A 22,888-nucleotide genomic window follows, 5' to 3' on the forward strand; every position below is an offset into this window, starting at 1 on the left:
AAATATTTCAATAGATATTTTACCAATAATCTTATATTTTATGAAATATCATCTTGTATAATTTGCTATTCTTTGTGTTTTCTCCCCAATTTTATGGTTTTTGAGTATAAAATCAAAAAGAGCATCTAAATTTTTATATAAAAATTCAGATGCTCTGTTCATTCAGATCGTTTCTCAGCCTATATTAGTCCAGAGAAATAATTTCATATTCTCGGCTGCCCAGGTCATGCTGTGCCGCAGCTTCTACTGTGTGGATACCATGGCGGGAATCCATGCGTTCAATCAGCGCCGCTTTACCCGGATCATCAGAATGAATGACCGCGTCATAGCACGCCTGATCTACCGCCACTGGATCGATGGAAGCAAAAATTCCAAGATCCGCCATCTCCGGCTCTGCTGGATTGGAGTCACAGTCGCAGTCCACACTCAGGCGGTTGGCTACATTGATATACAGCATATTTTCCGCGCCCTTGTAGTCAATCACTGCCTTGCAAGCATCAGCCATGGACTCCAGGAAGTGATCCTGGGGCGGAAGGTTGTCAAATAAAACCGCCGCATCTGTGGTCACCCCAGCTGTATGGATATAGGTTTTTCCTCGGGTGGAGCCGATACCGATGCTGATATTTTTCAGCGCCCCGCCAAATCCGCCCATCGCATGCCCCTTAAAGTGGGACAAAACCAGGATAGAATCATAGTTTGCCAGATGTTCTCCTACAATGTCTTTGTCCAGGTGAAATCCGTTTTTCACAGGGATATCGATCTCCCCAAACTCATCCAGAATATCGCAGGGAGCCATAGCTTTAAACCCATGCTCTTCAATGGCCTTCCAATGCTCTTTAGGATCCATCCGCCGGCCGTTGTATGCGGTGCAGCATTCAATAATTGTGCCATCCAGCAGATGCACCAGCTCTCCAATCAGCTCCGGATGAAGGTAGTTGTGCCCACCGGGCTCACCGGTGGAAATTTTTACCCCAACTTTACCGTGTAATTGGGTGCCCAACGCCTCGTAGATCCGGATCAGGCTTTTTGCAGTAATTTCTTTGGTGAAAAATACTTTTGCTTTTTCCATTTTGCAGACCTCCTTGACGATTTACGGGAAAACGGATGTTGTCGCGGATCAAAAGGCGTTTTCCCTCTTTTCATCCTTATTTTTCCGCCGGACAGCCTCGCAGGCTGCCAGTGTCCACCCGGCTATTCCGCCGGGAAGGTTCCGGTGGGGCTAAAGAGAAGATAGTCCTCCAGCTCCTGTTCTGTCAGTGCCCGCAGCTGTTCGGAGATATCCTCCCTGGTGTAGGTTTTGTTCTGGTCCTCGGATAATCCATCAGCTGTGTAACATTGGACAAACATGGTTAGGTTTGTCCCCTCCGGCACAATTGTCTTGATTTGAGCTGCCGCCATTGTCAAAGCCTGGTAGGGGGATCGGGCCGGAGAAGCGAGGGTTTCCTCCCCTATTGTCAAGGTGGAGCCAAAAGAGGCCGGCATGGCGTTGACCAGAAGGTTTTCCGCTCCCAGCGTTGCCGGGTTGACCCCGCCATAGGCGGTTTGATCGGTGGCAAACAGGGATGCGCCGGTGACATACAGTCCCACCTCTATACCAGAAGGCTCCAGGGCGGCAGTCAACGTGGCAAGATAGTTTTTCAAGCAAGCGTCCCGGGTGACGGTATCCGCCGTCTCCCCATAGGTTGCATACTCCGAGCCCACCATGGTGGGGAAGTAATATCCATCCAGTACAATCTCTTTGATCCCCATCCCCGCAAGTTCAAGAGAGATGTCGGTAATGTATTTCTGGGCGCTCTCAGAGTAGGGGTTCATCCAGTTTTGTCCCCCATTCTCCCTTGTATCGGTGAGCCACAGGGTTTCGGTTCCGTTATATTTGACAGCCATGTCCGTATAGGTCCGCGGGGCGATGGGGTCGACCCAGGTATGGATGCGGGCTACCGGCGTCATATTGTAGCTTTCCAGGGCTGCCAACACGGTGGGCAAATCCACCGCGCTGGAGGAAATCGCCCCTGCGCCCACTGCTTCTGCCACCGTGGATTGGTATAACAGATAACCATTGGCATCCTTCAAATCCATCATCACCCCATTGGCTCCCATATCCACTGCCGACTGGAGGAAAGCATCTAGCTGGGTGGCGTCAGCCATGATCGCATGGGGCAGATAAACCAAATGCTGCGCCGAAGTCTCCTCGGGCACAGGTTCCTGAGACTCACTTTCTGAATCACTGGTCACCGGTGCGGAGGGAGTGCTACTGGATTCTGTGGGCAGGGAAGAAGAAATATTGCCGGTAACCAAATTATACACCGGCTGATACAGGCTCCAGCCCAAAAATGCCAGAACGCAGCATCCTACCACTGTCAGTACAATGGACAGCGGCGAAGGACGCCTACCCCGCCCTCGGTACATTCTGGTATTGCGCTTGATTTTATAAGGCTTTGACATAGCAAAAATCCTCCCTTACTGCTACACAGATGTCGAAGTAAACCAAATCAGCTTGGAAGCTGATGGCCGATCAAGCCATAAAAGGCCAGGGAAAGGATACCGATATACAAAAGGGTGGCAGGCAGTCCCCGGAAGGAGCGGGGCAGTCTGGAAAGTTCCAACCTCTTTTGTCCCTCACAGATCAGCAGAGCCGCAACGGTAAAACCAATTCCCGTGCCGAGGCCAAATCCAATGGTCTGGGCAAGGTTGAAGTTTTGATGGAGCGCTACCAATATGGCGCCCAAAAGAGCGGAATTAAAGGTAGCCATAGGCAGCATCTTCCCAATACGGTTCTGGACCTTTGGGAAAAAGCGCCCTATGGTGAGGTATATGATGGCATAGACAATGCCAATGCACAGTACAAAGACCAGCGGCTCTAAATATAGATAATATGGGGTCATCTGCAGCAGGATATTCGCCGGATAGCACAGCAGCGATGAAAAAAATGTGATGACCGTGAGTACCGCTCCAAAAAGCATGGTGCTCCGGGAGGAACGCATCTCCATCAAGGCGCGGCTGGCGCCTAATGCCCGGGTAAAAACGGTGTTCTCCGCGAAGATGGCGGTCAGCGCCAGGAGGAAAAACTGAACAACGGCCTCCATTTATTTCACCTCCCCTGATGAATCAGACCGGTGATAGATCCTCTTGTTAAGCAGACGATTGAGAAACTGGGCGAAAGCCGCCAAAAATGCCACCAGGATAAACCCGGCAAAAGGCAGCAATACAGCTGGTGTCCTCTGACTCAGATTTAAGGACACACCCCAGATACTGCCGGCGCCGATGATCTCCCGGATGGTGGACACCACACATAGCACCACACCAAAGCCAACGGTATAGCAGCTTCCGTCAATGAGGGCACGGACAGGCTTATTCTTCCGTGCAAACCGCTCAGCCCGGGAAAGCAGTACCGAATTGATGACCAGGATCGGCAGATAAATTCCCATCAGGTCAACGCCCAAAGGATGAACCAGGCGCACCAAGGCAAGAGCGGGAATAAAAAATACCGATGCAATCAGTGCATATGCCACCGAACGCAGCCACCGGGGCACGCTGTTTTTGATAAAAGAAGCCGCCACCAGGGTGGGAACGGTCACAACGAAAAAGGCCAGGGTCATTGCAACAGCATTTTTCAGGGAGGTTGTGACCATAATAGCCGGAGCTAGGGCGAAACCACAGATCAGCACCGGATTGCGATAGGTCATCCCCTCAAACAGCCGCATTTTTTCTCTGCTTTTCTTCAGATGACTACGAATCGCCATGCAGCCGCCTCCTCCCATATGCAACCAACCGTCCCATTTCCCGATCCAATACATTAGACAGGGCGTTCATAATGAGCACGGCAAACACCAGTCCCTGTTCAAAGCCTCCATAATAGCGGAAGAACATAGTGACCACGCCTGACAAAATGCTATAGGCCCATCGGCCAGGCACCGTTTTAGGCCCGGTCACCGGTTCAGTGACTACAAAGACGGCGCCAAACAAAAGGGTACCGGAAAAGAGCTCATAGATTACAGAGTATCGAGGGCTTCCTCCAATCCGCGGGAAGAGGAGCGCGCAAGCGGCACAGGCCGCTACAAAGCCCAGAGGAATCCTCCAGTCGATGTTCTTGCGATAGAGGAGGAAGAGCAGGCAGGTCAAGATTACCACGATGTTGGTAGCGCCCATGGGCCCCGGATAGTTGCCGAGGAGCATCTGCACCGGGTCATGGGCGGGCAGTCCTCCCAGCTTGAGGGTGAAAGCCGTGCTTTCTACCAATGGAGCAGACACACTGCCTACCAGTTCCAGCTGGGAGAAGGGGGTGGGATAGGTAAATACACTCTGTGGGAAGCTGATGGCCACAAAGGCAAACCCGCCAGCTGCCGGGTTAAAGGGATTGTTTCCCAGGCCTCCAAAGGGGTGCTTAAGCACCAGGATGGCAAACAGACAGGCCAGCACAACGATAAAGTAGGGCACCGACGCCGGCATCATCAAAACCACAATCAGCCCTGTCACAATAGAAGACAGGTCCTTGGGGTTGGGCATCTTGCCCCGGATGGCATAGCCGAGCATATCTGCGGCATAGCTCACCGCCGCCGCTGTCACCATCAGCAGCGCCGCCCGCAGTCCATAATAGTAAAAGGCCATGACGCACAGCGGCAGCAGGGCGATGATCATGTCCCCCATGATCACAGCAGTAGTATCCCTGGACTTGAGCTGTGCTGTCAGCCGTATTTTCTGTTTCACACGCTTTCCTCCCCTTTTTGAGGCAGGTCCTCACCGAGCACTGTCTGGATATAAGACGCAACATCTATATTCGATGGGCATATATATGAACAAAGACCGCATTTGGTACAACGCTCCAGACCGAGCTGCTGATACCTCTGGTTTTTTCCCGTAATGTAGCGGTAGGCAAGATAAGGATTTATTCCCGCTGGGCAGGCTTTCACACACCGGCCGCAGCCAATACACTCGTAGTGGGTGCGTCTGCCGTCCTTAGCATCCGCGATCAGGCAATTCATCCCAAAAGATACCGGCGTCTGGGTATCGGTCAGCCGGTATCCCGCCATAGTACCCCGGGTAATGAGCCTGTGTGGTTCTCTGGCCAGTCCGCAAAAGCGCAAAACCTCCCCGACCGGAGTTCCCAAAGCCACCTCCACATTGCCAGGATTGGCGATGGCATCCCCGGCCACAGTGAGGAACAGGGAACTGTGGGGCTTTTCATAGACCACAGCCCGGTAGAGATGGATCAGGGTATTGGAGGAGATGGAAACCACCCGCATGCCAGGATATTTCTTCCCGATCTCCTGTTCCAGCCTGGGGCGGGCCGGATAACGGCCTTTCATCCTGACCACCGGAATCTTTTCCAACTCTTTGGGAATGCGCTGGTCACTGCTCCCGATTTCTCCATAGATGGCAAAGCAGATTTCCGCCGCACCCAGAGCCTTTTGGGCCAGCCGCAGGCCGCCTGCTGCCTCTGCTGTCAGCTTAAACAAGGGGCCCATATGGTTGGAAATCATGGGCTGGTCATCGATAGCGTTGCCGACCACCACCAGCTTCCGTTTATCCTGGGCTTGCTCCAGCTTTCGGTAAAGGAACTCCCCGTCGAGATCGTCGACGACGGAGCATTTTTTTGCATAGGCGATGATCCGTTCCGGCTCCACCGTTTCCTCGTCATTCTTTTTCATAATCTGGCGCTGGGTCGGGGTAACCGTGTTGCGCAGCACCGCATAGGTGTGCTCTTTATCAAAAGAAGGGGTTAGGATATCCTCTACCTCTGCGTCGATGGGGGAAAAAACCGCCTGGTTCCCTACGGTAAACGCCGGCTCATCAATCCGCACCTGGTCACCGCGCTGGAACACGGCCCTTTGGGGCAGCCGCAAATATACCATCTTGGGAAACACATAATGTGCAATGGGTCGGGATAAGGCTGGTTCCTTGGCCTGATCCAAAAAAACTCCCTTTTTCCTAAATTCCATGAAATTATCTGCACCTCTTTTGTCCCCGCCTTGCGGCAGGGTGAATCAGTGGGTGTTGCACCCGCCCGGGGCAGGTGCCGGCCGCTTCACGGCCTTTCCTCTGTATCCTGGCCCATCCCCTGAAAGCGGGCCTTCTGTCTCATCTATGTCGCCATAGACGCGGTTTCCTTCTGGAATCCGCCGGAGGTTTTCTCACATGAATATACAACTCATCAGCAAAAACAAGCTCAAAGTCACCCTTAGCTGCGAGGATCTCAAAGGTCTGGGCATCTCCTACGATTCCCTGGACTATAGCGATCCCCACACCAAGGAGGTTCTCCTTCATATCCTAGGCAAAGCTAAGTCCCAGGCAGGCTTCTCACCGGGACGGCAGAAGCTCTTCATCCAGGTCTATCCCAGCAGCCAGAACGGCTGCGTCATCTATTTTACCCCGCTCTTTGACAAAAGCCCTACCATCCGGCGCTATCGGGTCAAACACACCATTGGCGAACCCGCGATCTATCGCTTTTCCCAGGTGGATACCGTTATCGATGCCTCCGTCAAGCTATTCCGGCAGATGGGGCACCGGGTCTACAAAAGCTCCCTGTACCGCCTGGGCCAAAGCTACTATCTAGCCATCTATCCCCTGGATGGCCCAAGGGGAAAAACCGCTGGTTTTCTCAGCGAATACGCGCCCTTGGCCGGGCGGGGCAGCTTGTTTGTTTCCTATTTGGAGGAACACGGCCGGGTCATTGTGGAAAACAGGGCCATTGACATCCTGTCTTATTACTTGTCATAAGCAGCTTCCGCGGCCCGGCGGAGGTTGGCAACTCCCGCTTTATAATCCGCCTGCTTAAACAGAGAGGAGCCTGCCACCAATACGTTGGCTCCCGCCTTGGCCACCAGGGCCGCCGTATCGTCGGCGATGCCGCCGTCCACCTGGATATCCAGTTCTGTTTTCCCTATCGCGTTCGCCATATCCCGCACCTGCCGGATCTTGGGAAGCATGTCCGCCATAAACTTCTGGCCGCCGAATCCCGGTTCTACCGTCATCACCAGCACCATGTCCACCAAGGGCAGGAGCTGCTCCAGGACGGAGGCCGGGGTTTTTGGCTTAATGGAGATTCCTACCTCTTTGCCAGCTCCGCGGATGGCGTCAATCACCTGCTTTGGATCGTCATCAGACTCAAAGTGGAAGGTAATCCGGTCGCTGCCCGCCTTGACAAAGTCAGGCAGATATTGCAGGGGATTGGTAATCATTAGATGCACATCAAACATCATGGGCAGCTTGGGCCGCAGGGCAGCCACCACCGGCGCCCCAATGGAAATATTGGGGACAAAATGGCCATCCATCACATCCACATGGAGCATGTCAGCCCCTGCTGCCTCCATGGCTTTGGATTCCCGCTCCAAATTAGCGAAGTCACAGGCTAAAATCGACGGCGATATTTTAATCATATCCATACCCCTTTTCCCGCCGGTAACCCGGCGGTTTTTCTATGGTGTATCCGCCGATCTCAGGCATTGGATACCCCAGATGGCGATAAAACTCCATGATACTATCATCTTATTTATTCTAAACCAAGGGCCCCGCAAACGTCAACCTTTCCCCCGAGAAAAAGCTCCCTGGTTTCAATAAATTCATATTTGTGTTATACTATATTTACAGAAAAAGTGGATTTATGAATCCCGGGACAGGCCCTGCCTATGCACACACATTTATTTGATGAAAGGAGTTCCCTTTATGGAAAAAAAGCCTATCGCCTCCATGGACGCCTCTCCCTCCCTGCTGGGGTTTGGCTGCATGCGCTTCCCTAAGCTGGAAAACGGGAAGATCAACCGGCCCGAAGCGGAGAAAATGTTGGATTATGCCTATGCCCATGGGGTCAACTACTACGATACCGCCTATATGTACCACGACGGGGAGTCTGAACAGTTTATCGGTGACTATCTGATGCAGAAATATCCCCGGGACAGCTTCTATCTGGCCAGCAAACTGCCCATCTGGTTCTGCAAGACCCCGGATGACATGGAACGCATCTTCAACGAACAATTGGCCCGATGTCACACAGACCACTTTGATTTTTATCTGCTTCACAGCGTGGACCAGGAAAAATGGGCTCAGATTGAGGAGTTTCACGCCTATGATTTTGTCCAGAAAAAGAGAGAAGAAGGCAAGATCAAATACATCGGCTTTTCCTACCACGATGATCCCAAATACTTAACCGCTATGGTGGAGGCCCATCCCTGGGATTTTGTCCAGCTTCAGGTCAACTACCTGGACTGGGAGATGCAGCGGGCAAAGGACAGCTATCAGATCCTGGTGGACCATCATATCCCCTGTTGGGTTATGGAGCCTGTCCGGGGCGGTTATCTGGCCACCCTGCCTGATGTGGCGGAGGACGTCTTCAAAAAATATGAGCCTACAGCATCTGCGGCATCCTGGGCGGTCAAATGGGTGGCCTCCCTGGAAAATGTAAAGGTTGTCCTCTCCGGCATGTCCAGTATGGAGCAGGTGGTGGACAATGTGGCGCAGTTTGAGCCCTTCGTCCCCATGACAGATCAGCAGTACAAGGTTATTGACGAGGTGGTGGAAGCCATCCACAGTGTCAAAACCGTTCCCTGCACCGGCTGCCGGTACTGCATGCCCTGTCCCGCCGGGGTGGATATCCCCGAGGTATTTAAAATCTATAACACCCTACAACAGCGCAAGCGTTCCTCCCCCACCAAACTGATCTACACCAAATTCCTGCCGGAGGAAAAACACGCCAAAAACTGCGTGCGGTGCGGGCAGTGTATGGAGCATTGTCCTCAGCACATTCAAATTCCTGATCGTCTGGAAGAGGCGGAAAATGCCATCAACGCCCTTCCCTAACCTTGCAAAAAAAGCAGCCCTGCTGGGCTGCTTTTTATTTCACTTTATCATAAGAAACACCGTTTCCTAGAAAAGAGATCCCGCGGGAAGGACGTTTGCCGGCAAGGCGCCGCAGGAAACAGTCTCTCTTTTTAGGGCGGTGTTTCATCCTATTCCTCAGCAGCCGGACACCCTAGGGCGTCCGGCGCTCCTTATGGTAAAAGCCAAGCCGGGTACCCAGCCCGGCTGAAAAGTGCCCTCAGGAACTGGGCATCTGACATTTCGCGGCAATTGGGCAGTAGACACGGACAGGATATAAAATGCAGCAAAGCCTGTGGAACCCGCTTTCTGATTCCGCCGCCCTTTACTACGCCGCCACCTCAAATGCCAATATCATCTTATGCGTCCGACTGGTTTCTGCCCCTGCATGGCCTTCTTCTTCCTTTTTCGAATCCTTCTTTTTGCAGGGCAAAATCTCTCAAGGGCCTGAAAGCCAAACAAAAAAGGCGCGAAACTTTTCTAAGAAAAAAGTTTCGCGCCTTTGCTTTCCGGCTTTCATAGGCGCCGGTCAAATAAGCTGAACTACCATAACCACCAGCGGCAGCGTTACAATGGATAGGATGGTGGTCACCGCCACCAACTGACCGCCATACGCCGCGTCCTGATTGTATTGCTTGGACATAATACTGGCCATGGCCGCCGTAGGACAGGAAGCGGTAATCAGGTTGATGATTACTACCATCTCTGCTCCCTCAAACCAATGCATGACCCCTGCCAGTTTGTAGATAAGGATGAGTAGTAGAGGGATGAAAAGCAGCCGTACCGCACAGACCCCATACATCCCCTTGTTGCGGAACATCCCCTTCAGCTTTGTTCCAGCGATGAACGCCCCACAAGCCATCATTCCCAAAGGCGTATTCATAGAGGCCACATATTTGATGGCGGGGCCAATGGGATTGGGCAGATGAATTTGGAAACAGAACAGCAAAACGCCCACGATCACGCTCCAGATACCGGGATGCAGCAGGATCGAACGCACCTTGGGCCGATGGCCTTCCCCCTGAAGCTCCATGGCGCCTAGGGAAAAGGCAAAAAGGTTAAAGGTTGCCAAATAGGCCGTTGCAAAAATGACCCCCTCATCACCCATGGTAGCCTGCACCAAAGGCAGCCCCATAAATCCGGCGTTGGAATAAACCGCTGCAAATCGCTCCACCCGATATCGTGGGTCCTCCCTTTTCCGGAAAAGCAACTTGGCCACTACAATGGCCAGGATATGGCTGAAGATCGCCAGGCCAAAAGCAAGAATAATCCCCTTGATGATCCCTGTATCCATGTCCACCTGGTAAACATCGATGGCCAAACAGGGAACCACAATGTAGATCAGTAGATCGGATAGCTGCTTGGAACCCTTCTCACTGATAATATTCCTTTTGACACAAAAAAAGCCCACTCCAATGAGTAGGAACATAACGAGTACCTGCTGCATGAGCACCCATGAAAGCTTCAATGTCTTTCCCCCATCCTTTGTATTGCTATATTGCTTTTTTATTTTACAACAACCGAGCTTCAGGGACAACCCAAACCGAAAAAAGTAGCATTTTCCCTAAAAACCTTTCTCCTCTCGCCCTTTTTCTTGCCCCGAGCGATTAAAAAACCTCGCATCCGCAGATGCGAGGTTTTCCGTTTAAGACTTTTCTCCGCTTTGGGCTGTAGGCACCAAATCAGGCAATGCGTTTTCCACATCCTCCTGCAGCTCTACATTAACTTCAAACGTCTTTTGAGAGCCGGTGCTGGTCTTCCGATAGATAGTCATCCGAATGGTCTGACCAGGTGTCAGCCCCTCCAGTGCCGTGGCCACGTCAGAGTTTGAGTATATTTCCTGTTCGTTAATTTTGGTGATGATATCTCCTACCATCAGATTCTTTGCCGCCGCATCGCTGTCAGCTTCGATGGAAATGATGCGGACTCCCTGAGGGACATCGTTGAGCTTTGACAGCGCCTCGGTCACCGGCTGTACCGTAATACCAATCTTCACCCGTCCGGTTACCCGGCCGTTTTCCTTCAGTTCGTCGATGATAGGCTTTGCTTCATTAATAGGGATGGCAAAACCGATCCCTTCATAGTCCACATTGCTGACTTTGGCGGAGTTAATCCCAATGACCTGGCCAAAACGGTTGATGAGGGCGCCTCCGGAATTCCCCGGATTGATGGCCGCATCGGTCTGGATATAGGTGATGGCATTGCCAGTGCCGTCAGAGCTTTTCACCACCCGGTTGAGTCCCGAAATAATGCCTTCGGTGGTGCTGCCTCCAAACTCAATGCCGCCGGGGTAACCGATGGCCACCGCCTTTTCCCCTACCTCAAGTTGGTCAGAGTTGCCGAATTCCGCATAGGACAGATTCTCCGCTTCAATCTTCAGCACCGCTAGATCAGTCTTGGTGTCAATTCCCACCAACTGGGCTACGTAGTCCTCGCCGTTAGCCAAAACCACACCAATTTCATCCGCATCACTGACCACATGGGCATTGGTGACAATATAACCGTTAGCGCTCATAATAATACCAGAACCCTCTCCTGCCGCTGTAAAGGGATAAGCCGCCTGATATTTAATCACACCTACCACAGACGGACGTACCTTTTTCTGAATCTGGGCTGTGGTCAGGGAACCGTCTTCCGACAAGGTATCAGATACATCGGGCTTATTTTCCAGCACTAGGCCGCTCTGGGCATCCGTTTCCCCACTTTGCGGAAGCTGGGCATTGTCATGGGTGCCGCTGCTATCCTCTTCAGAAACCAGACGGTAGACACCTACCCCGGCAAACATCAGGCCGGTGAGCACAAAAACGATGCATAAAATGAAGAGAAAGGCCACAATACCCCGATTCTTCCGGGAGCCTTTGCCCTGTTTTGCCGCCGCTTCATATTCATCAAAATTATAGCGGTAGGGATTGGGGGATACCCGCTGATGATTATTCGCGGTACTTCCGGTAGAACGGTAGTCGCTGTAGGGCTGCTGATAACCCTGCTGCCCGCCGTAATCCGATTGGTAGGCGCCACCGGCGGAGGTACTCTGCCCTCCCTGAGACGGGTTGTGGTAGTAGGACTGATTACCGTAAACCCAACCGGTTTCTTCTTTGGGAGAAGAGGCAGTGTCGTGATTCTCCCTGGAAGAGGGATCTCCGCTCTCGCGGCCCGACCCCTGCCCACCCTGTGCCGCAGTATCAGCATAGGACGCAGTTTCCCACGAGGACGCACCTTGCTCCCAGGAGCTAGAACCCCCTTGGTCGCCCATTTCCCGCGTCTCCCCTTGAGCCTCTTCCTGGGGCTGGCCTGGATAATCGTTTTTTTCAAATTCGTTCATCTATCAAACCCTCCCGAATCAAGGCCGCCGAATGCAGGCGGCTTATCGGTGATTTCCTTTCCTGACCCTATTGTAGCGGCTGATTGTGGACATAAAATAAACAAAAGATCAATCATTTTTCTTTATTCTCATTTTTTTTGAATCTGGCGGCGGAACCGGTAGGCAGAGAGAATACAAATTCGCAGTATTCCCCTTCCACACTCCTGACTAGTATATCTCCTGAATGAAGATTTATAATGGAGCGGACAATATACAATCCCAGCCCCACACCGTTTTTATCCAGGCCACGGGACCGGTCGGATTTATAGAACCGGTCAAAGACATGGGGAATCTCCTCTTTGGGGATACCGGCACCGGAATTGCGCACCGCAATATAGGTCACCGGCCCCGAAACCTCATAGCTGACCTCAATATAGCCGCCTTCATCCGCAAACTTGACAGCGTTGTCAACGAGGTTATAGACCACCTGGTAGATCAAATCCTCATCGGCGCACACCAGCACCCTGGGGCTATCCAATCCCCGGATATCCACATGCTTTTTCTCGATCTGCTGTTCCAGGCTAAAGACCGTCTGGCAGACGACGGCATTAATATCAAAGTCGGTGGCATTGATGGTGGTTTCCCCGGCCTCAATACGGGAAATATTCAGCATGGAGCGAACCATGCGGGAGAGCCTTTTTACCTCGTCTGAGACAATGCGCAGATAATATTTGTGCTTCTCCTCTGGAATGGTACCGTCAATAATACCGTCCACAAAGCCCCCGATGGTGGTCATGGGCGTTTTCAGCTCGTGGGACACATTGGCCACAAAAGAGCGGCGGGTGGATTCTGTCATGGCCAGGGAATTTGCCATGTTATTAAAAGCAATGGCCAATTGGGCGATCTCATCATTGCCCTCCACCGGTACCCGCACTGTAAAGTCGCCCTTGGCAAAGCTGCGGATGGCCTGGGACATCTGGGCCAAAGGCCGGGTCATCCGTTTTGTCACAAAATAAATAATGACAAAAGCCAACAGAAGTACCGCCACCGAACTAACGGCAAACATTTTCAGCATATTCATTAAGAAATCACTGAGGCTTTGAGCCGCGGTAGAAGCAAAAATAGCTCCCACCACCTGATTTTCTTCTGTCAATAGCGGAACTCCCACCGTGTAGTAGCGGTCGGTGTAAATACCGCCCAGTTTTCCCATCTCCGAGTAGGACTCACCGTTTTTGATCCGGTTCATAATGCTTTGGGCCATAAGGTAGGTGGCATGCTGGCATGAATCCTCCTCGGTACAGACCAAAGTCTTTCCATTCAGGTCGGTCAGAAAAATCTCAGCGTCAATGGCGTTTCCCATCATCTCATAGCCCTGGAGGATGGCCGTTTGGCTGATATACTGATAATCGTTGATCTGATAGTTTTCCATGGTGATTTCCGCCGCGTGGCTGGCGTTTTTATAGAGCAGGTCCAGCTTTTCGTTTCGAAAATTTTGGGAGGCGAAAATGAGAAACAGCCCGCCGAGAACGGTAATGCACATCAGGATGATGATGGCGCAAACCGAAAAATAACGGGTAAATACACTTTTCTGCAAGCTTTCCCTCTCCTTTCCTCTGTCTATACCCATGGAAGTGGCCAGAATGCCTGGCTCTTTTTAGAGAAACTACAGGCTGTACCGTCCTTTGGTACAGCCTGCACGGTTATTCTTTGACCTCAAATTTGTAACCGACACCCCATACGGTCTTCAGGGACCACTGGTCAGAAACACCCTCCAGCTTTTCCCGCAGCCGCTTAATGTGTACGTCCACCGTTCTGGAATCACCGTAGTACTCAAAGCCCCAGACCTCATCCAGCAGCTGATCTCTGGTGTAAACGCGGTTGGGATTGCTGGCCAGGTGATAGAGCAGCTCCAGCTCCTTAGGCGGGGTATCCACGATTTTGCCGTCCACCTTCAGCTCATACTTGGTCATATTGACCACCAGCTTATCATAGCGGACTTCCTTGACATCCCCCTCTGAGGTATTCTTCCCTGTGCGGCGCATAACCGCCTTGATCCTTGCAACAATTTCTTTGGTATCAAAAGGCTTGACCACATAATCGTCGCCCCCCAGCTCCAGGCCCAGGACCTTATCAAAGGTCTCGCCCTTGGCAGTGATCATGATGATGGGGCAGTTGGATTTTTTCCGGATTTCACGACAAACCTGCCAGCCATCTAAACCCGGCATCATGATATCCAAAAGCACCATGTCAGGGCTTTCCGCATTGAATTTGGCGATGGCTTGGGTCCCATCGTTGGCAATGCTCACTTCGTAGCCCTCTTTTTCAAGATAAAGCCGCAACAGCTCGCAGATATTCTTATCGTCGTCGGATACTAAAATTTTTCCCATGGACATGATTTCAACCCCCAATGATCGTCATCTATTTCACTCTGCAACAAAAGCTTCATTGATGGCCCGCTCCCGCCTATAACGAGGCTAAAAGACAGACCGTTTGCAGCGCTATTTATGGCAAGGCACCGGGCCTTTGGCCATTCGCCGCTATCCTCCCATCTCGGTATGTAGCTTTTTGCTGAACTGATATTTCTATTATACAATAAAAATACCCGGAATAGTGAATAATTTTTTAAGGAATCCTCGATTTCGGATGAACAGCCCTTGCCCCTCATCCAAATAGCGGGTATAATGATAATGTTTTATCAGACGCCTGCTATGAGGATGCCTGATCCAGCAAAATCAATGCAACGATAGATTGGAGCAACTTGTATGAAATTAGGAATTGTCGGCCTCCCTAATGTGGGAAAAAGCACCCTATTTAACGCCATTACCAATGCTGGCGCAGAATCCGCCAACTACCCTTTCTGCACCATCGAACCCAATGTAGGAGTAGTGGCCGTCCCGGACAAACGTCTGGATGTGCTGGCCGAAATGTATCATCCGGATAAATATACCCCCGCTGTCATCGAATTTGTGGACATTGCCGGCCTTGTCAAAGGCGCTTCCAAAGGTGAGGGACTGGGCAATAAGTTCCTTTCCAACATCCGGGAGGTGGACGCCATTGTCCATGTGGTCCGCTGCTTTGAAAGCACCGAGATCATCCACGTCAACGGTGAAATTGGTCCCGCCCGGGATATTGAAACCATCAACCTGGAACTGATCTTCTCCGACATCGAACTGGTGGAACGACGGATCGACAAAGCCCTGAAGATGGCCAAAGCTGATAAAAAATATACCGCCGAGGCAGAACTGTTCCAGCGGCTGAAAGCCCATCTGGAGGAGGGCAAATCCGCCCGTGCCTTTGCCTGTGACGAGGAGGAAAAGGAGCTTATCTCCACCATTCCCCTGCTCTCCAATAAGCCTGTCATCTATGCGGCCAACCTGTCAGAGGACGATTTTATCGGCGGACTGGACAACCAACAGTATTTTGCCCAGGTCAAAAAAATTGCCGAGGAAGAAGGCGCCGGGGTTCTGCCCATCTGCGCCAGCATTGAGGAGGAAATCTCCGATATGTCTCCGGAGGACAAGGCCATGTTCCTGTCCGAATTGGGCCTGACCCAGTCGGGCCTGGATCGTCTGATCCAGGAGTGCTACAGCCTACTGGGTCTGATCTCCTATCTCACCGCCGGCAAGCCGGAGGTCCGTGCCTGGACCATCACCAAGGGGACCAAAGCGCCCCAGGCGGCGGGTAAAATCCACTCCGACTTTGAAAAAGGCTTTATCCGGGCTGAGGTCGTGGCTTTCGACGACCTGGTGGCTTGCGGCAGCATGACCGCTGCCAAGGAAAAGGGATTGGTCCGCTCCGAAGGGAAAGAATACGTCATGCAGGACGGCGATGTGGTCCTTTTCCGGTTTAACGTGTAAAACTTGCGAAGTATAAAGAAACAGCGCGGAGAAAATCTCCGCGCTGTTTTTATTTGGGGAATGTAACACTGTGGCTGTCAGAAAGCTGGATGGTATCCTGCTGAGGGACGGTATCCTGCCAGCTTGCGTTATCCCAGTCCCAATCGTACTGGTAGTAGTATTCCTCCGTATGCTGAACCGCCCAGTTAACGATGGCGACCAGCCCCACAATAATAGAAATAATCACCGCCATGGCCGCGATCACAATGGCCACGATGACACCGGTATGCTTTTTAGGCGGCTGATAGTTAACGGTGGGGAAGTTGGGATTGGGATACGGGCCGCCTGCGCCAGCTCCTGGCGCTCCTCCATAAGGGTTATTCTGACGGTTGCGCTGGGTATAGTAATCATAAGCTGTACCTGGCATCGGCCCGAATGCTGCACTAGGCTGATTCTGTGTATAAGGGGGAACATTGTGCTCCCCACCGTTCTGATTGGCCGGATCTGGGCCCGGAGGCGGAGTTTGGGTATCTGGACGAAGCTTGGCCTGGCACCGGGGACAGAAATTATACTGCTCTTCCACCTCTGCGCCGCACTGCGGACATTTCATAGGGCTCACACCTTTCTCCCCCTGGGGGGATAGTTTTCTCAACACCGGGCCCGGCGTCCCTCACTCCAGGGTCCCGGTGAAAATTTTGCTTATTATACCATGTTTTTTCCCAGATTTCAAATCAGGAAAAATCTCCCTGCTCCTGCCTTTTTCGCTTCTGGGCGCGGAAATACAGGATGCTGAGGATGAGGCTGCCGGCGAAGATAAAGCCGAAGAATCCGGCCGCGATCTGGTAAAAACTGATAAAGCCGTTGTTGACATCGGCGGTGGAAACAGCTGTGTCAATGGCCAAGGCACACACAATGTCGCCCCTCGCATCCTGGATGGGGATATAGGAGGTCACCGTCGAACCCCGGTTGGCATTTTGGGAGACCGTGTTGGTGGAGGCCAGAGGCAGCGCGCCGCTGTAGACCTGCTCTAAGAGCCGGGCGGCCTGCCTGGAAATCTCCCGGGGCAGGTAGCTGCCCCCAATGGGGATATAATCGGTATTGGCGATGAGGCTGGGGGAATACTGAGCATCCAGCAGCACATGATAGCCATCGTCTTCCTTGTAAATAACATAGAGGTATTTATACCCGTTGACATCCCGAATCTCCCCCAAATACTCACAGAGGGAACGGTAGGTATCGTTGACCTGCCCGTTTTCGATAAGGCCGCGGATATCATCAAGGGCAAAACGTTTGAGACTGGCCGCAATCCCGCGGCCGGTATCCACACTGCGGCTCCCCAGATTTTCCAGGTTGCTGGTGCGGATGCTGGAGGCAAGGGTGAGGGAGACAATCCCCATGGTCGCCGACACAATCACCGAAATAATCAAAATGGCGGCAATATTGATTCTTCTCTTTGGTTTCATCTGAACAACTTCTAATTCTTTTTCCTTTTTCCGGCGGAACAAGATAATCCCTCCTCTTCCTCATTACTTTCATTATACGGGGAAAAACGGGTGCGTCAAGAAAAAAGCTATATTTTTCGAAATCAAAGCCGTTTCCTCCTTGTGAAAAATGGCGGGCTGGAACTGGTTTCATTTAGACATTGATACAAAGTTGTCCTAAGGGGAGGGCAAAAGGTTTACATTTGCGGGCAATGGAATATAATTGAGGTTGGAGCCGGCCCTATCTTCCGGCTTTGAAATGCTGCAAAGAAAGGACGTTTTTTATGGTTAATTTTAACTTTTATAACCCTGCCCGTATCATCTTTGGCAAGGATACGGAGAAGGAACTGCCTGCGCAGATTCAGAAATTTGGTTCCAAAGTCCTGCTGCATTATGGCGGCGGCTCCATTAAAAAAATCGGATTATACGACAAGATTGTAAAGATTTTAAAGGACGCCGGCATCCCCTTTGTGGAGCTGGGCGGCGTTCAGCCTAACCCCCGCCTTTCTCTGGTTTATGAGGGCATCCAGCTGTGTAAAAAAGAAAATGTGGACTTTATCCTGGCGGTAGGCGGCGGCAGCACCATTGACTCCGCCAAAGCCATCGCCATTGGCGTTCCCTATGACGGGGATGTATGGGATTTCTACGACAACAAAGGCGAGCCGAAGGAGATCCTTCCTGTGGCCTCTGTCCTCACCATTCCGGCAGCGGGCAGTGAATCCTCCGATGGCTCGGTCATCACCAACGATACCCTGAACCTAAAGCATTCGGCGGGCTGTGAGCTGATGATCCCCAAATTCACCATCATGAATCCGGAAAACACCTTCTCCCTGCCTCCCTACCAGACCGCTTGCGGCGCTACCGATATTATGGCCCACTTGATGGAGCGTTATTTTACCACCGTCCCCAATGTGGACGTGTCCGACCGGCTTATTGAAGCCACCTTCCGCAGCATGCTCTACAATGTGCCCAAGGTCCTGAGAAACCCCAACGACTACGACGCCAGGGCGGAGATCATGTGGGCTGGCACTGTGGCCCACAACAATCTCTATCAGATGGGTAGAATCCCCGACTGGGGTTCCCACAATATTGAGCATGAGCTCAGCGCCATCTATGACATCGCCCACGGCGCGGGATTGGCCATCGTCTTCCCCGCTTGGATGAAATATGTCTATAAAACCGACATCAAGCGCTTTGTCCAGTACGCTGTACGGATGTTTGACGTAGATCTGGCCTTTGCCGACGACGAGGAGATTGCCCTGGAAGGTATCCGCCGTCTGGAAGCCTTCTCCAAGTCCATCGGCATGCCCACCCGCCTGGCCGACATCGGCATTGGCGACGACCGCATCGATGAGATGGCGAAAAAGGCTGTCATGTACGGTCCTATCGGCAAATTTAAACCTCTCTATGAGGAGGATGTGGCTGCTATCCTTCGGCTGGCACTGTAAGCCCAAAGCCCATTCATCCCCTCTGCTTTGGAGCAGAGGGGTTTTTTATAGCAGCATAGCAAAAGAAAGGATGGGGACTTATGAAAGTGGGCATTCTGCGTTGTATGCAAACCGAGGACTTTTGTCCTGGAACTACGGATTTCCGTATGATACAGCAAAAGCAAGGCGCTTTTCATGAAGTGGACGAAGATATTGAAATCATAGGTTTTATCAATTGCGGCGGATGTCCTGGAAAAAAGGCGGTGCTACGGGCTCGGGAGCTGGTGAAGCGAGGGGCTGATACCATCGCCTTTGCCTCCTGCATCCAGAAAGGCACACCCATTGGGTATCCCTGTCCCTTTGGGAAGAAAATGCGGGAGTTGATCGTTCAAGACCTTGGCGACAGCATCCGCATTTTGGATTACACCCACTGAGAAAAGCATTGGGAAAGGAAGAAAATCGCCTATGTACTTCCGCTATGGCGACAAGGAAACCGGTTATCTCAAAGAAAAAGACCCGAAACTGGGAGAGCTCATCGACCTGATTGGGCCTGTCCAGCGTCAGGTAGACCCGGATCTGTTTTCCTCCGTCGTCCATCATATCATCGGGCAACAAATCTCCACCAAAGCTCAGCAAACCATCTGGCAGCGGATGCAGGACACTCTGGGGCAGGTAAATGCTTCCACCATTTTGGCCGCCGGCATAGAGCGGCTTCAGGGCTGCGGGATCTCCTTTAGAAAAGCGGAATATATCACCGACTTTGCACAAAAGGTGCAAAAAGGCCAATTTGATCTGGAAGCAGTCTGGAAGATGCCCGACGAAGAGGCCATCCAGGCTTTATCCTCCCTCAAGGGCATCGGGGCGTGGACGGCGGAAATGATCCTGCTTTTCTGCATGGAGCGGCCTGATATCCTGAGCTTTGACGATCTGGCCATCCAGCGGGGTCTGCGGATGGTCTATCACCACCGCCGTATCGACCGCAAACTGTTTGAGCGGTACCGCCGGCGCTTCCATCCCTATGGCAGCGTGGCCAGTCTCTACCTCTGGGCGGTGGCGGGAGGCGCAGTGCCGGGGATGAAGGACTACGCACCTAAAAAAGTCTCTCCGCATAAGAAAAATGCAAAGAGGAAAGCCGCTTCTCCCACCAAAGAGGATCTGCCTGGCGCAGATTAAGCGAAAGGAGTGTGACCCCCATGCAATATATCGATACCTATCCCTCCCCTCTCGGCGGCATCACCATGGCCAGCGACGGGGAGTCCCTCACCGGCCTGTGGTTTGACGGTCAAAAGTATTTTGGCGCTACCCTGACCGATTCCCGGGAGGAAAAACACCTACCTGTTTTTCAGCAGGCCAAAAAGTGGCTGGATCTCTATTTCCAGGGAAAAAAACCTCCCTTTACTCCCCCTCTGTCGCCCCAGGGTTCCCCCTTCCGCCAGAGGGTTTGGGAGATTCTCCTGCAAATTCCCTATGGCCAGACCATGACCTATGGGGAAATTGCCTCCCGCATTGCAGAAAAACAGGGTCTGGAAAGCATGTCCGCCCAAGCGGTAGGAGGCGCCGTAGGCCACAACCCTATCTCCATCATCATCCCCTGCCATCGGGTGGTGGGGAGCAACGGCAGCCTCACCGGATATGCCGGAGGCATCGACAAAAAAATTGCCCTGCTCACCCTGGAAGGGGTCGATCAGAGCCGGTTCTTCTCCCCCAAAAGGGGAAGCACCTTATAGAATTTATCCCATCATAAAAGCCTGTCCCTAGAAGGGACAGGCTTTTATTTTTTTCTACCGCAAACTAGATACATTTGCTCGTCATCCACAATCTCTTCCACATCAAACCAAGGCTCCATCAGCTCAGCCAGCTGGGAGGCCTCCATCAGCCCCCGCGAAACCTGGCTGGCACTGCCGCCGTGGATGGAGTTGATCTGTTCCCTGGACTGGGAGTGGGCAATAACCAGCCGTCCGCTGGAAGAAAGAAGGCTGTTTGCCTTTTCCAGCAGCCGTTCCGGCTCTAGAAAATGGGGAAATGCACTGTAAACGATGCAGACATCAAAGGGGCCGCTGGTGTATTCCAGCACATCCTGGCAGATATAGGTTACCCTATCACCGTATTTCTTCTGGGCAATATCAATCATCTTGGGGGATAGGTCAATGCCGGTGACAGAAGCCGGCTCCCACTCCAACAGGAAGGGGGCCAGTACCCCAGTGCCGCAGGCAATATCCAACACGCGGCTTTTCTTACTCAGGTGGCAGCTGTGCAAAATTTTTCGGATCTTTTGGGGGTCGTGGACGGAAACCTCATCCCATTGGGGAGCGAGGGCGTCAAAATATGCCCTGATTTTATTCATTTAAATCCGTCAGCCCCGCTTTCTTCATCACAATAATTACCAGCGGAATCACCACAATCTGGATGACAATGCCAGGCAGTGCCGTAACAAAAGACGCGGTTAAAAAGGCGCTGAGGGTATAGGAATTCCCCGCCAGGCCCATGAGCACCAAATTCGCACAGCCGGATACGGCGCGGCCGGCCAGCATGGCGATGAGGAGGGTCACATAGACATTACATTTTTTGCGGAGCAACCCTGTAACCAACCCATAGGTCAGCAGTTCCAGCGCCATAGCCACCGCTGTGGGATACATGGGCGGCATGCCGGTGAACAGAGAGGAAACCAAAGGAACAACCAGTCCACAGAGGGCGCCAAACTGAGGCCCACACAAAAATCCGCAGAGGAGGATGGGCAGATGCATCGGCAGGAAAATTCCGCCCGAAATCTGGAAGGTGTGGAACACCATGGGAATTAGGATGCCTAGCGCCAACATAAGAGCGGCATAAGTCAAACGTCTGGTGGTATTTTGATGCATGATGGATTCTTTCTCCTTTTTCTTTTGATCTCCCGGGGATCCTGTATAAAAGGATTTCCCTTGGCAATTATAACCTGTGTAGGAAAATCCGTCAATTTTTCCGCAAAATATGGCGTCCTTACAGGCGCGCAACAGGAAAGGATATGTGATGATATGCAGCTAAAAGACAGCAAAACCTATGCAAACCTGCTGGCGGCTTTTGCCGGCGAATCCCAGGCCCGGTGTAAATACCAGATGTATGCCAAAAAGGCGAAAAAAGACGGCTATGAGCAGATCAGCGCCATCTTTGAAGAGACCTCCGACAATGAATACGCCCACGCCTACCAGTGGTATAAATACATCCAAGGCGGCCAGGTGGCGGATACCCAGACCAATCTGGAGGATGCCGCCAAAGGGGAAAACTACGAGTGGACCCAGATGTATAAAGAGTTTGCCCAGGTGGCCCGGGAGGAAGGTTTCAACGAAATCGCCACCCATTTTGAGCTGGTGGCCCAAATCGAGGCGGAACATGAGCAGCGCTATCAAAAGCTGTGCCAAAACATCAAGGATCAGAAGGTATTCAAAAAGGACGACAGCCAGACGGTGTGGGTCTGCCGCTTCTGTGGCCGGGAGCATGTCGGCCCCCAAGCACCCGGCGTCTGCCCGGTCTGCAAGCATCCCCAGAGCTATTTTCAGGTCAAGGCGGCCAATTACTAAAGCTTGCACACAGCGTAAAAAGGCATACCGCAGTTTGCGGTATGCCTTTTCTCTTGATGAAATGTGGAGCTTATACTCCAGCTTTAACTTCGTCAAATTCCTTTTCGATTTCAGCGGATGGCTTCGGTGACAGCAGTGAAACCACCACGATGAATAGGCAGGAGATGATGAAGGCTGGTAGAAGTTCGTAGATATCCCACATGCCGCCTAAAGGACGGATGAGCAGATTCCAGACAAATACCATGACGCCGCCGCTGATCATGCCAGCAATGGCGCCAGCCCGGGTGATTCGCTTCCAGAACAGACTGAGAAGCATCAGGGGGCCGAAGGTGGCTCCAAATCCAGCCCAAGCGAAGCTGACGATGGTGAAGATGACACTGTTCTCATCCAACGCAATCACAATGGCGATAGCTGTCACCGCCAGCAGGGTAATACGAGAAACAATCATAACATGTTTATCGGTAGCCTTTTTATGCATCAG

General features: G+C 52.1%; 25 protein-coding genes. 9 read left to right on the forward strand and 16 right to left on the reverse strand.

Features of this window, described 5'->3' with window-relative positions:
* Positions 1–184: 184 nt before the first annotated feature.
* The 6 genes from ACZ25G_RS04275 to ACZ25G_RS04300 form a co-directional block, all read right to left on the reverse strand.
* The gene (locus ACZ25G_RS04275) at positions 185–1,069 is read right to left on the reverse strand and encodes a DUF362 domain-containing protein (protein ID WP_463681652.1); all 885 of its coding nucleotides are present in this window, start codon (positions 1,067–1,069) and stop codon (positions 185–187) included.
* A gap of 122 nt (positions 1,070–1,191) precedes the next feature.
* The gene (locus tag ACZ25G_RS04280; protein ID WP_463681653.1) at positions 1,192–2,442 is read right to left on the reverse strand and encodes a putative glycoside hydrolase; all 1,251 of its coding nucleotides are present in this window, start codon (positions 2,440–2,442) and stop codon (positions 1,192–1,194) included.
* Between the two features lie 47 nt (positions 2,443–2,489).
* Positions 2,490–3,083, reverse strand: a complete 594-nt coding sequence (locus ACZ25G_RS04285; RefSeq protein ID WP_463681654.1) for an Rnf-Nqr domain containing protein — start codon at positions 3,081–3,083, stop codon at positions 2,490–2,492.
* Positions 3,084–3,740, reverse strand: a complete 657-nt coding sequence (locus ACZ25G_RS04290) for an Rnf-Nqr domain containing protein (protein WP_463681655.1) — start codon at positions 3,738–3,740, stop codon at positions 3,084–3,086.
* Complete coding sequence (locus ACZ25G_RS04295; RefSeq protein ID WP_191481922.1) at positions 3,727–4,704, reverse strand: RnfABCDGE type electron transport complex subunit D; 978 nt, start codon at positions 4,702–4,704, stop codon at positions 3,727–3,729. Before ACZ25G_RS04295 ends, ACZ25G_RS04290 begins: the two co-directional genes overlap by 14 nt.
* Positions 4,701–5,936: a 4Fe-4S dicluster domain-containing protein gene (locus tag ACZ25G_RS04300; RefSeq protein WP_463681656.1), complete on the reverse strand. Its 1,236-nt coding sequence runs from the start codon at positions 5,934–5,936 to the stop codon at positions 4,701–4,703. The genes ACZ25G_RS04295 and ACZ25G_RS04300 overlap by 4 nt, the downstream gene beginning before the upstream one ends.
* A 196-nt stretch (positions 5,937–6,132) precedes the next feature.
* On the opposite strand from ACZ25G_RS04300, the gene ACZ25G_RS04305 reads away from it, so the two are divergent.
* Positions 6,133–6,714 carry an adaptor protein MecA gene (locus tag ACZ25G_RS04305; protein ID WP_342680569.1) on the forward strand — a complete coding sequence of 194 codons (582 nt, stop codon included), beginning with the start codon at positions 6,133–6,135 and terminating at the stop codon, positions 6,712–6,714.
* On the opposite strand, the gene rpe is transcribed toward ACZ25G_RS04305, so the two are convergent.
* A complete protein-coding gene (rpe, locus tag ACZ25G_RS04310) occupies positions 6,702–7,373 on the reverse strand; it encodes a ribulose-phosphate 3-epimerase (RefSeq protein ID WP_463681657.1) in 672 nt (223 codons plus the stop codon). The two genes, ACZ25G_RS04305 and rpe, sit on opposite strands and share 13 nt — an antisense overlap.
* Positions 7,374–7,659: 286 nt before the next feature.
* Between rpe and ACZ25G_RS04315 the strand changes: the two genes are divergently transcribed.
* Positions 7,660–8,790: an aldo/keto reductase gene (locus tag ACZ25G_RS04315; RefSeq protein WP_463681658.1), complete on the forward strand. Its 1,131-nt coding sequence runs from the start codon at positions 7,660–7,662 to the stop codon at positions 8,788–8,790.
* Positions 8,791–9,089: 299 nt separating this feature from the next.
* Positions 9,090–9,350, forward strand: coding sequence for a hypothetical protein (locus tag ACZ25G_RS04320; RefSeq protein WP_463681659.1), 261 nt, complete (start codon positions 9,090–9,092; stop codon positions 9,348–9,350).
* Here ACZ25G_RS04320 and ACZ25G_RS04325 read toward each other — a convergent pair.
* The 4 genes from ACZ25G_RS04325 to ACZ25G_RS04340 form a co-directional block, all read right to left on the reverse strand.
* Positions 9,338–10,276, reverse strand: coding sequence for an AEC family transporter (locus tag ACZ25G_RS04325; protein WP_463681660.1), 939 nt, complete (start codon positions 10,274–10,276; stop codon positions 9,338–9,340). The two genes, ACZ25G_RS04320 and ACZ25G_RS04325, sit on opposite strands and share 13 nt — an antisense overlap.
* 177 nt (positions 10,277–10,453) lie before the next feature.
* Complete coding sequence (locus ACZ25G_RS04330; protein WP_463681661.1) at positions 10,454–12,130, reverse strand: S1C family serine protease; 1,677 nt, start codon at positions 12,128–12,130, stop codon at positions 10,454–10,456.
* A 112-nt stretch (positions 12,131–12,242) separates the two neighbouring features.
* On the reverse strand, positions 12,243–13,703 hold the full coding sequence (locus ACZ25G_RS04335) for a sensor histidine kinase (protein ID WP_463681662.1): 1,461 nt from the start codon (positions 13,701–13,703) through the stop codon (positions 12,243–12,245).
* Between the two features lie 106 nt (positions 13,704–13,809).
* A complete protein-coding gene (locus ACZ25G_RS04340) occupies positions 13,810–14,502 on the reverse strand; it encodes a response regulator transcription factor (RefSeq protein WP_463681663.1) in 693 nt (230 codons plus the stop codon).
* Positions 14,503–14,871: 369 nt separating this feature from the next.
* Here ACZ25G_RS04340 and ychF point away from each other — a divergent pair, with 369 nt between their 5' ends.
* Positions 14,872–15,966 carry a redox-regulated ATPase YchF gene (ychF, locus tag ACZ25G_RS04345; RefSeq protein WP_191482128.1) on the forward strand — a complete coding sequence of 365 codons (1,095 nt, stop codon included), beginning with the start codon at positions 14,872–14,874 and terminating at the stop codon, positions 15,964–15,966.
* Positions 15,967–16,015: 49 nt separating this feature from the next.
* Here ychF and ACZ25G_RS04350 read toward each other — a convergent pair whose 3' ends face one another.
* Together ACZ25G_RS04350 and ACZ25G_RS04355 are read right to left on the reverse strand one after the other, a co-directional pair.
* Positions 16,016–16,555, reverse strand: a complete 540-nt coding sequence (locus tag ACZ25G_RS04350; protein WP_463681671.1) for a zinc ribbon domain-containing protein — start codon at positions 16,553–16,555, stop codon at positions 16,016–16,018.
* A gap of 121 nt (positions 16,556–16,676) precedes the next feature.
* A complete protein-coding gene (locus tag ACZ25G_RS04355; protein WP_463681664.1) occupies positions 16,677–17,450 on the reverse strand; it encodes a hypothetical protein in 774 nt (257 codons plus the stop codon).
* 260 nt (positions 17,451–17,710) lie between these two features.
* On the opposite strand from ACZ25G_RS04355, the gene ACZ25G_RS04360 reads away from it, so the two are divergent.
* The 4 genes from ACZ25G_RS04360 to ACZ25G_RS04375 all read left to right on the forward strand — a co-directional run bounded on the left by ACZ25G_RS04360 (position 17,711) and on the right by ACZ25G_RS04375 (position 20,580).
* Positions 17,711–18,874, forward strand: coding sequence for an iron-containing alcohol dehydrogenase (locus ACZ25G_RS04360; RefSeq protein ID WP_191482125.1), 1,164 nt, complete (start codon positions 17,711–17,713; stop codon positions 18,872–18,874).
* 80 nt (positions 18,875–18,954) lie between these two features.
* Positions 18,955–19,287 (forward strand): CGGC domain-containing protein, encoded by a 333-nt coding sequence (locus tag ACZ25G_RS04365; protein WP_463681665.1) that lies wholly within the window; start codon positions 18,955–18,957, stop codon positions 19,285–19,287.
* Positions 19,288–19,318: 31 nt separating this feature from the next.
* Complete coding sequence (locus ACZ25G_RS04370) at positions 19,319–20,026, forward strand: DNA-3-methyladenine glycosylase family protein (RefSeq protein WP_463681666.1); 708 nt, start codon at positions 19,319–19,321, stop codon at positions 20,024–20,026.
* 20 nt (positions 20,027–20,046) lie between these two features.
* Complete coding sequence (locus ACZ25G_RS04375) at positions 20,047–20,580, forward strand: methylated-DNA--[protein]-cysteine S-methyltransferase (protein ID WP_463681667.1); 534 nt, start codon at positions 20,047–20,049, stop codon at positions 20,578–20,580.
* Between the two features lie 44 nt (positions 20,581–20,624).
* Here ACZ25G_RS04375 and ACZ25G_RS04380 read toward each other — a convergent pair whose 3' ends face one another.
* Together ACZ25G_RS04380 and ACZ25G_RS04385 are read right to left on the reverse strand one after the other, a co-directional pair.
* On the reverse strand, positions 20,625–21,197 hold the full coding sequence (locus tag ACZ25G_RS04380) for a class I SAM-dependent methyltransferase (protein WP_463681668.1): 573 nt from the start codon (positions 21,195–21,197) through the stop codon (positions 20,625–20,627).
* A complete protein-coding gene (locus ACZ25G_RS04385) occupies positions 21,190–21,711 on the reverse strand; it encodes an ECF transporter S component (RefSeq protein ID WP_463681669.1) in 522 nt (173 codons plus the stop codon). The genes ACZ25G_RS04380 and ACZ25G_RS04385 overlap by 8 nt, the downstream gene beginning before the upstream one ends.
* A 153-nt stretch (positions 21,712–21,864) precedes the next feature.
* Between ACZ25G_RS04385 and rbr the strand changes: the two genes are divergently transcribed.
* On the forward strand, positions 21,865–22,407 hold the full coding sequence (gene rbr / locus ACZ25G_RS04390) for a rubrerythrin (protein ID WP_191482119.1): 543 nt from the start codon (positions 21,865–21,867) through the stop codon (positions 22,405–22,407).
* A 70-nt stretch (positions 22,408–22,477) separates the two neighbouring features.
* Here rbr and ACZ25G_RS04395 read toward each other — a convergent pair.
* Positions 22,478–22,888 (reverse strand): sodium:solute symporter family transporter (locus tag ACZ25G_RS04395; protein ID WP_463681670.1); only part of this gene is annotated, 411 nt, incomplete at its 5' end.

Source organism: Zongyangia sp., from assembly GCF_965361945.1.

Excerpts from the sequence above, each read along its gene's own strand:
- ACZ25G_RS04275 (WP_463681652.1), bottom strand. The coding sequence starts at position 1,069 with ATGGAAAAAGCAAAAGTATTTTTCACCAAAGAAATTACTGCAAAAAGC.
- ACZ25G_RS04280 (WP_463681653.1), bottom strand. The coding sequence starts at position 2,442 with ATGTCAAAGCCTTATAAAATCAAGCGCAATACCAGAATGTACCGAGGG.
- ACZ25G_RS04285 (WP_463681654.1), bottom strand. The coding sequence starts at position 3,083 with ATGGAGGCCGTTGTTCAGTTTTTCCTCCTGGCGCTGACCGCCATCTTC.
- ACZ25G_RS04290 (WP_463681655.1), bottom strand. The coding sequence starts at position 3,740 with ATGGCGATTCGTAGTCATCTGAAGAAAAGCAGAGAAAAAATGCGGCTG.
- ACZ25G_RS04300 (WP_463681656.1), bottom strand. The coding sequence starts at position 5,936 with ATGGAATTTAGGAAAAAGGGAGTTTTTTTGGATCAGGCCAAGGAACCA.
- ACZ25G_RS04305 (WP_342680569.1), top strand. The coding sequence starts at position 6,133 with ATGAATATACAACTCATCAGCAAAAACAAGCTCAAAGTCACCCTTAGC.
- rpe (WP_463681657.1), bottom strand. The coding sequence starts at position 7,373 with ATGATTAAAATATCGCCGTCGATTTTAGCCTGTGACTTCGCTAATTTG.
- ACZ25G_RS04315 (WP_463681658.1), top strand. The coding sequence starts at position 7,660 with ATGGAAAAAAAGCCTATCGCCTCCATGGACGCCTCTCCCTCCCTGCTG.
- ACZ25G_RS04320 (WP_463681659.1), top strand. The coding sequence starts at position 9,090 with ATGCAGCAAAGCCTGTGGAACCCGCTTTCTGATTCCGCCGCCCTTTAC.
- ACZ25G_RS04330 (WP_463681661.1), bottom strand. The coding sequence starts at position 12,130 with ATGAACGAATTTGAAAAAAACGATTATCCAGGCCAGCCCCAGGAAGAG.
- ACZ25G_RS04340 (WP_463681663.1), bottom strand. The coding sequence starts at position 14,502 with ATGTCCATGGGAAAAATTTTAGTATCCGACGACGATAAGAATATCTGC.
- ychF (WP_191482128.1), top strand. The coding sequence starts at position 14,872 with ATGAAATTAGGAATTGTCGGCCTCCCTAATGTGGGAAAAAGCACCCTA.
- ACZ25G_RS04350 (WP_463681671.1), bottom strand. The coding sequence starts at position 16,555 with ATGAAATGTCCGCAGTGCGGCGCAGAGGTGGAAGAGCAGTATAATTTC.
- ACZ25G_RS04360 (WP_191482125.1), top strand. The coding sequence starts at position 17,711 with ATGGTTAATTTTAACTTTTATAACCCTGCCCGTATCATCTTTGGCAAG.
- ACZ25G_RS04365 (WP_463681665.1), top strand. The coding sequence starts at position 18,955 with ATGAAAGTGGGCATTCTGCGTTGTATGCAAACCGAGGACTTTTGTCCT.
- ACZ25G_RS04370 (WP_463681666.1), top strand. The coding sequence starts at position 19,319 with ATGTACTTCCGCTATGGCGACAAGGAAACCGGTTATCTCAAAGAAAAA.
- ACZ25G_RS04375 (WP_463681667.1), top strand. The coding sequence starts at position 20,047 with ATGCAATATATCGATACCTATCCCTCCCCTCTCGGCGGCATCACCATG.
- ACZ25G_RS04380 (WP_463681668.1), bottom strand. The coding sequence starts at position 21,197 with ATGAATAAAATCAGGGCATATTTTGACGCCCTCGCTCCCCAATGGGAT.
- ACZ25G_RS04385 (WP_463681669.1), bottom strand. The coding sequence starts at position 21,711 with ATGCATCAAAATACCACCAGACGTTTGACTTATGCCGCTCTTATGTTG.
- rbr (WP_191482119.1), top strand. The coding sequence starts at position 21,865 with ATGCAGCTAAAAGACAGCAAAACCTATGCAAACCTGCTGGCGGCTTTT.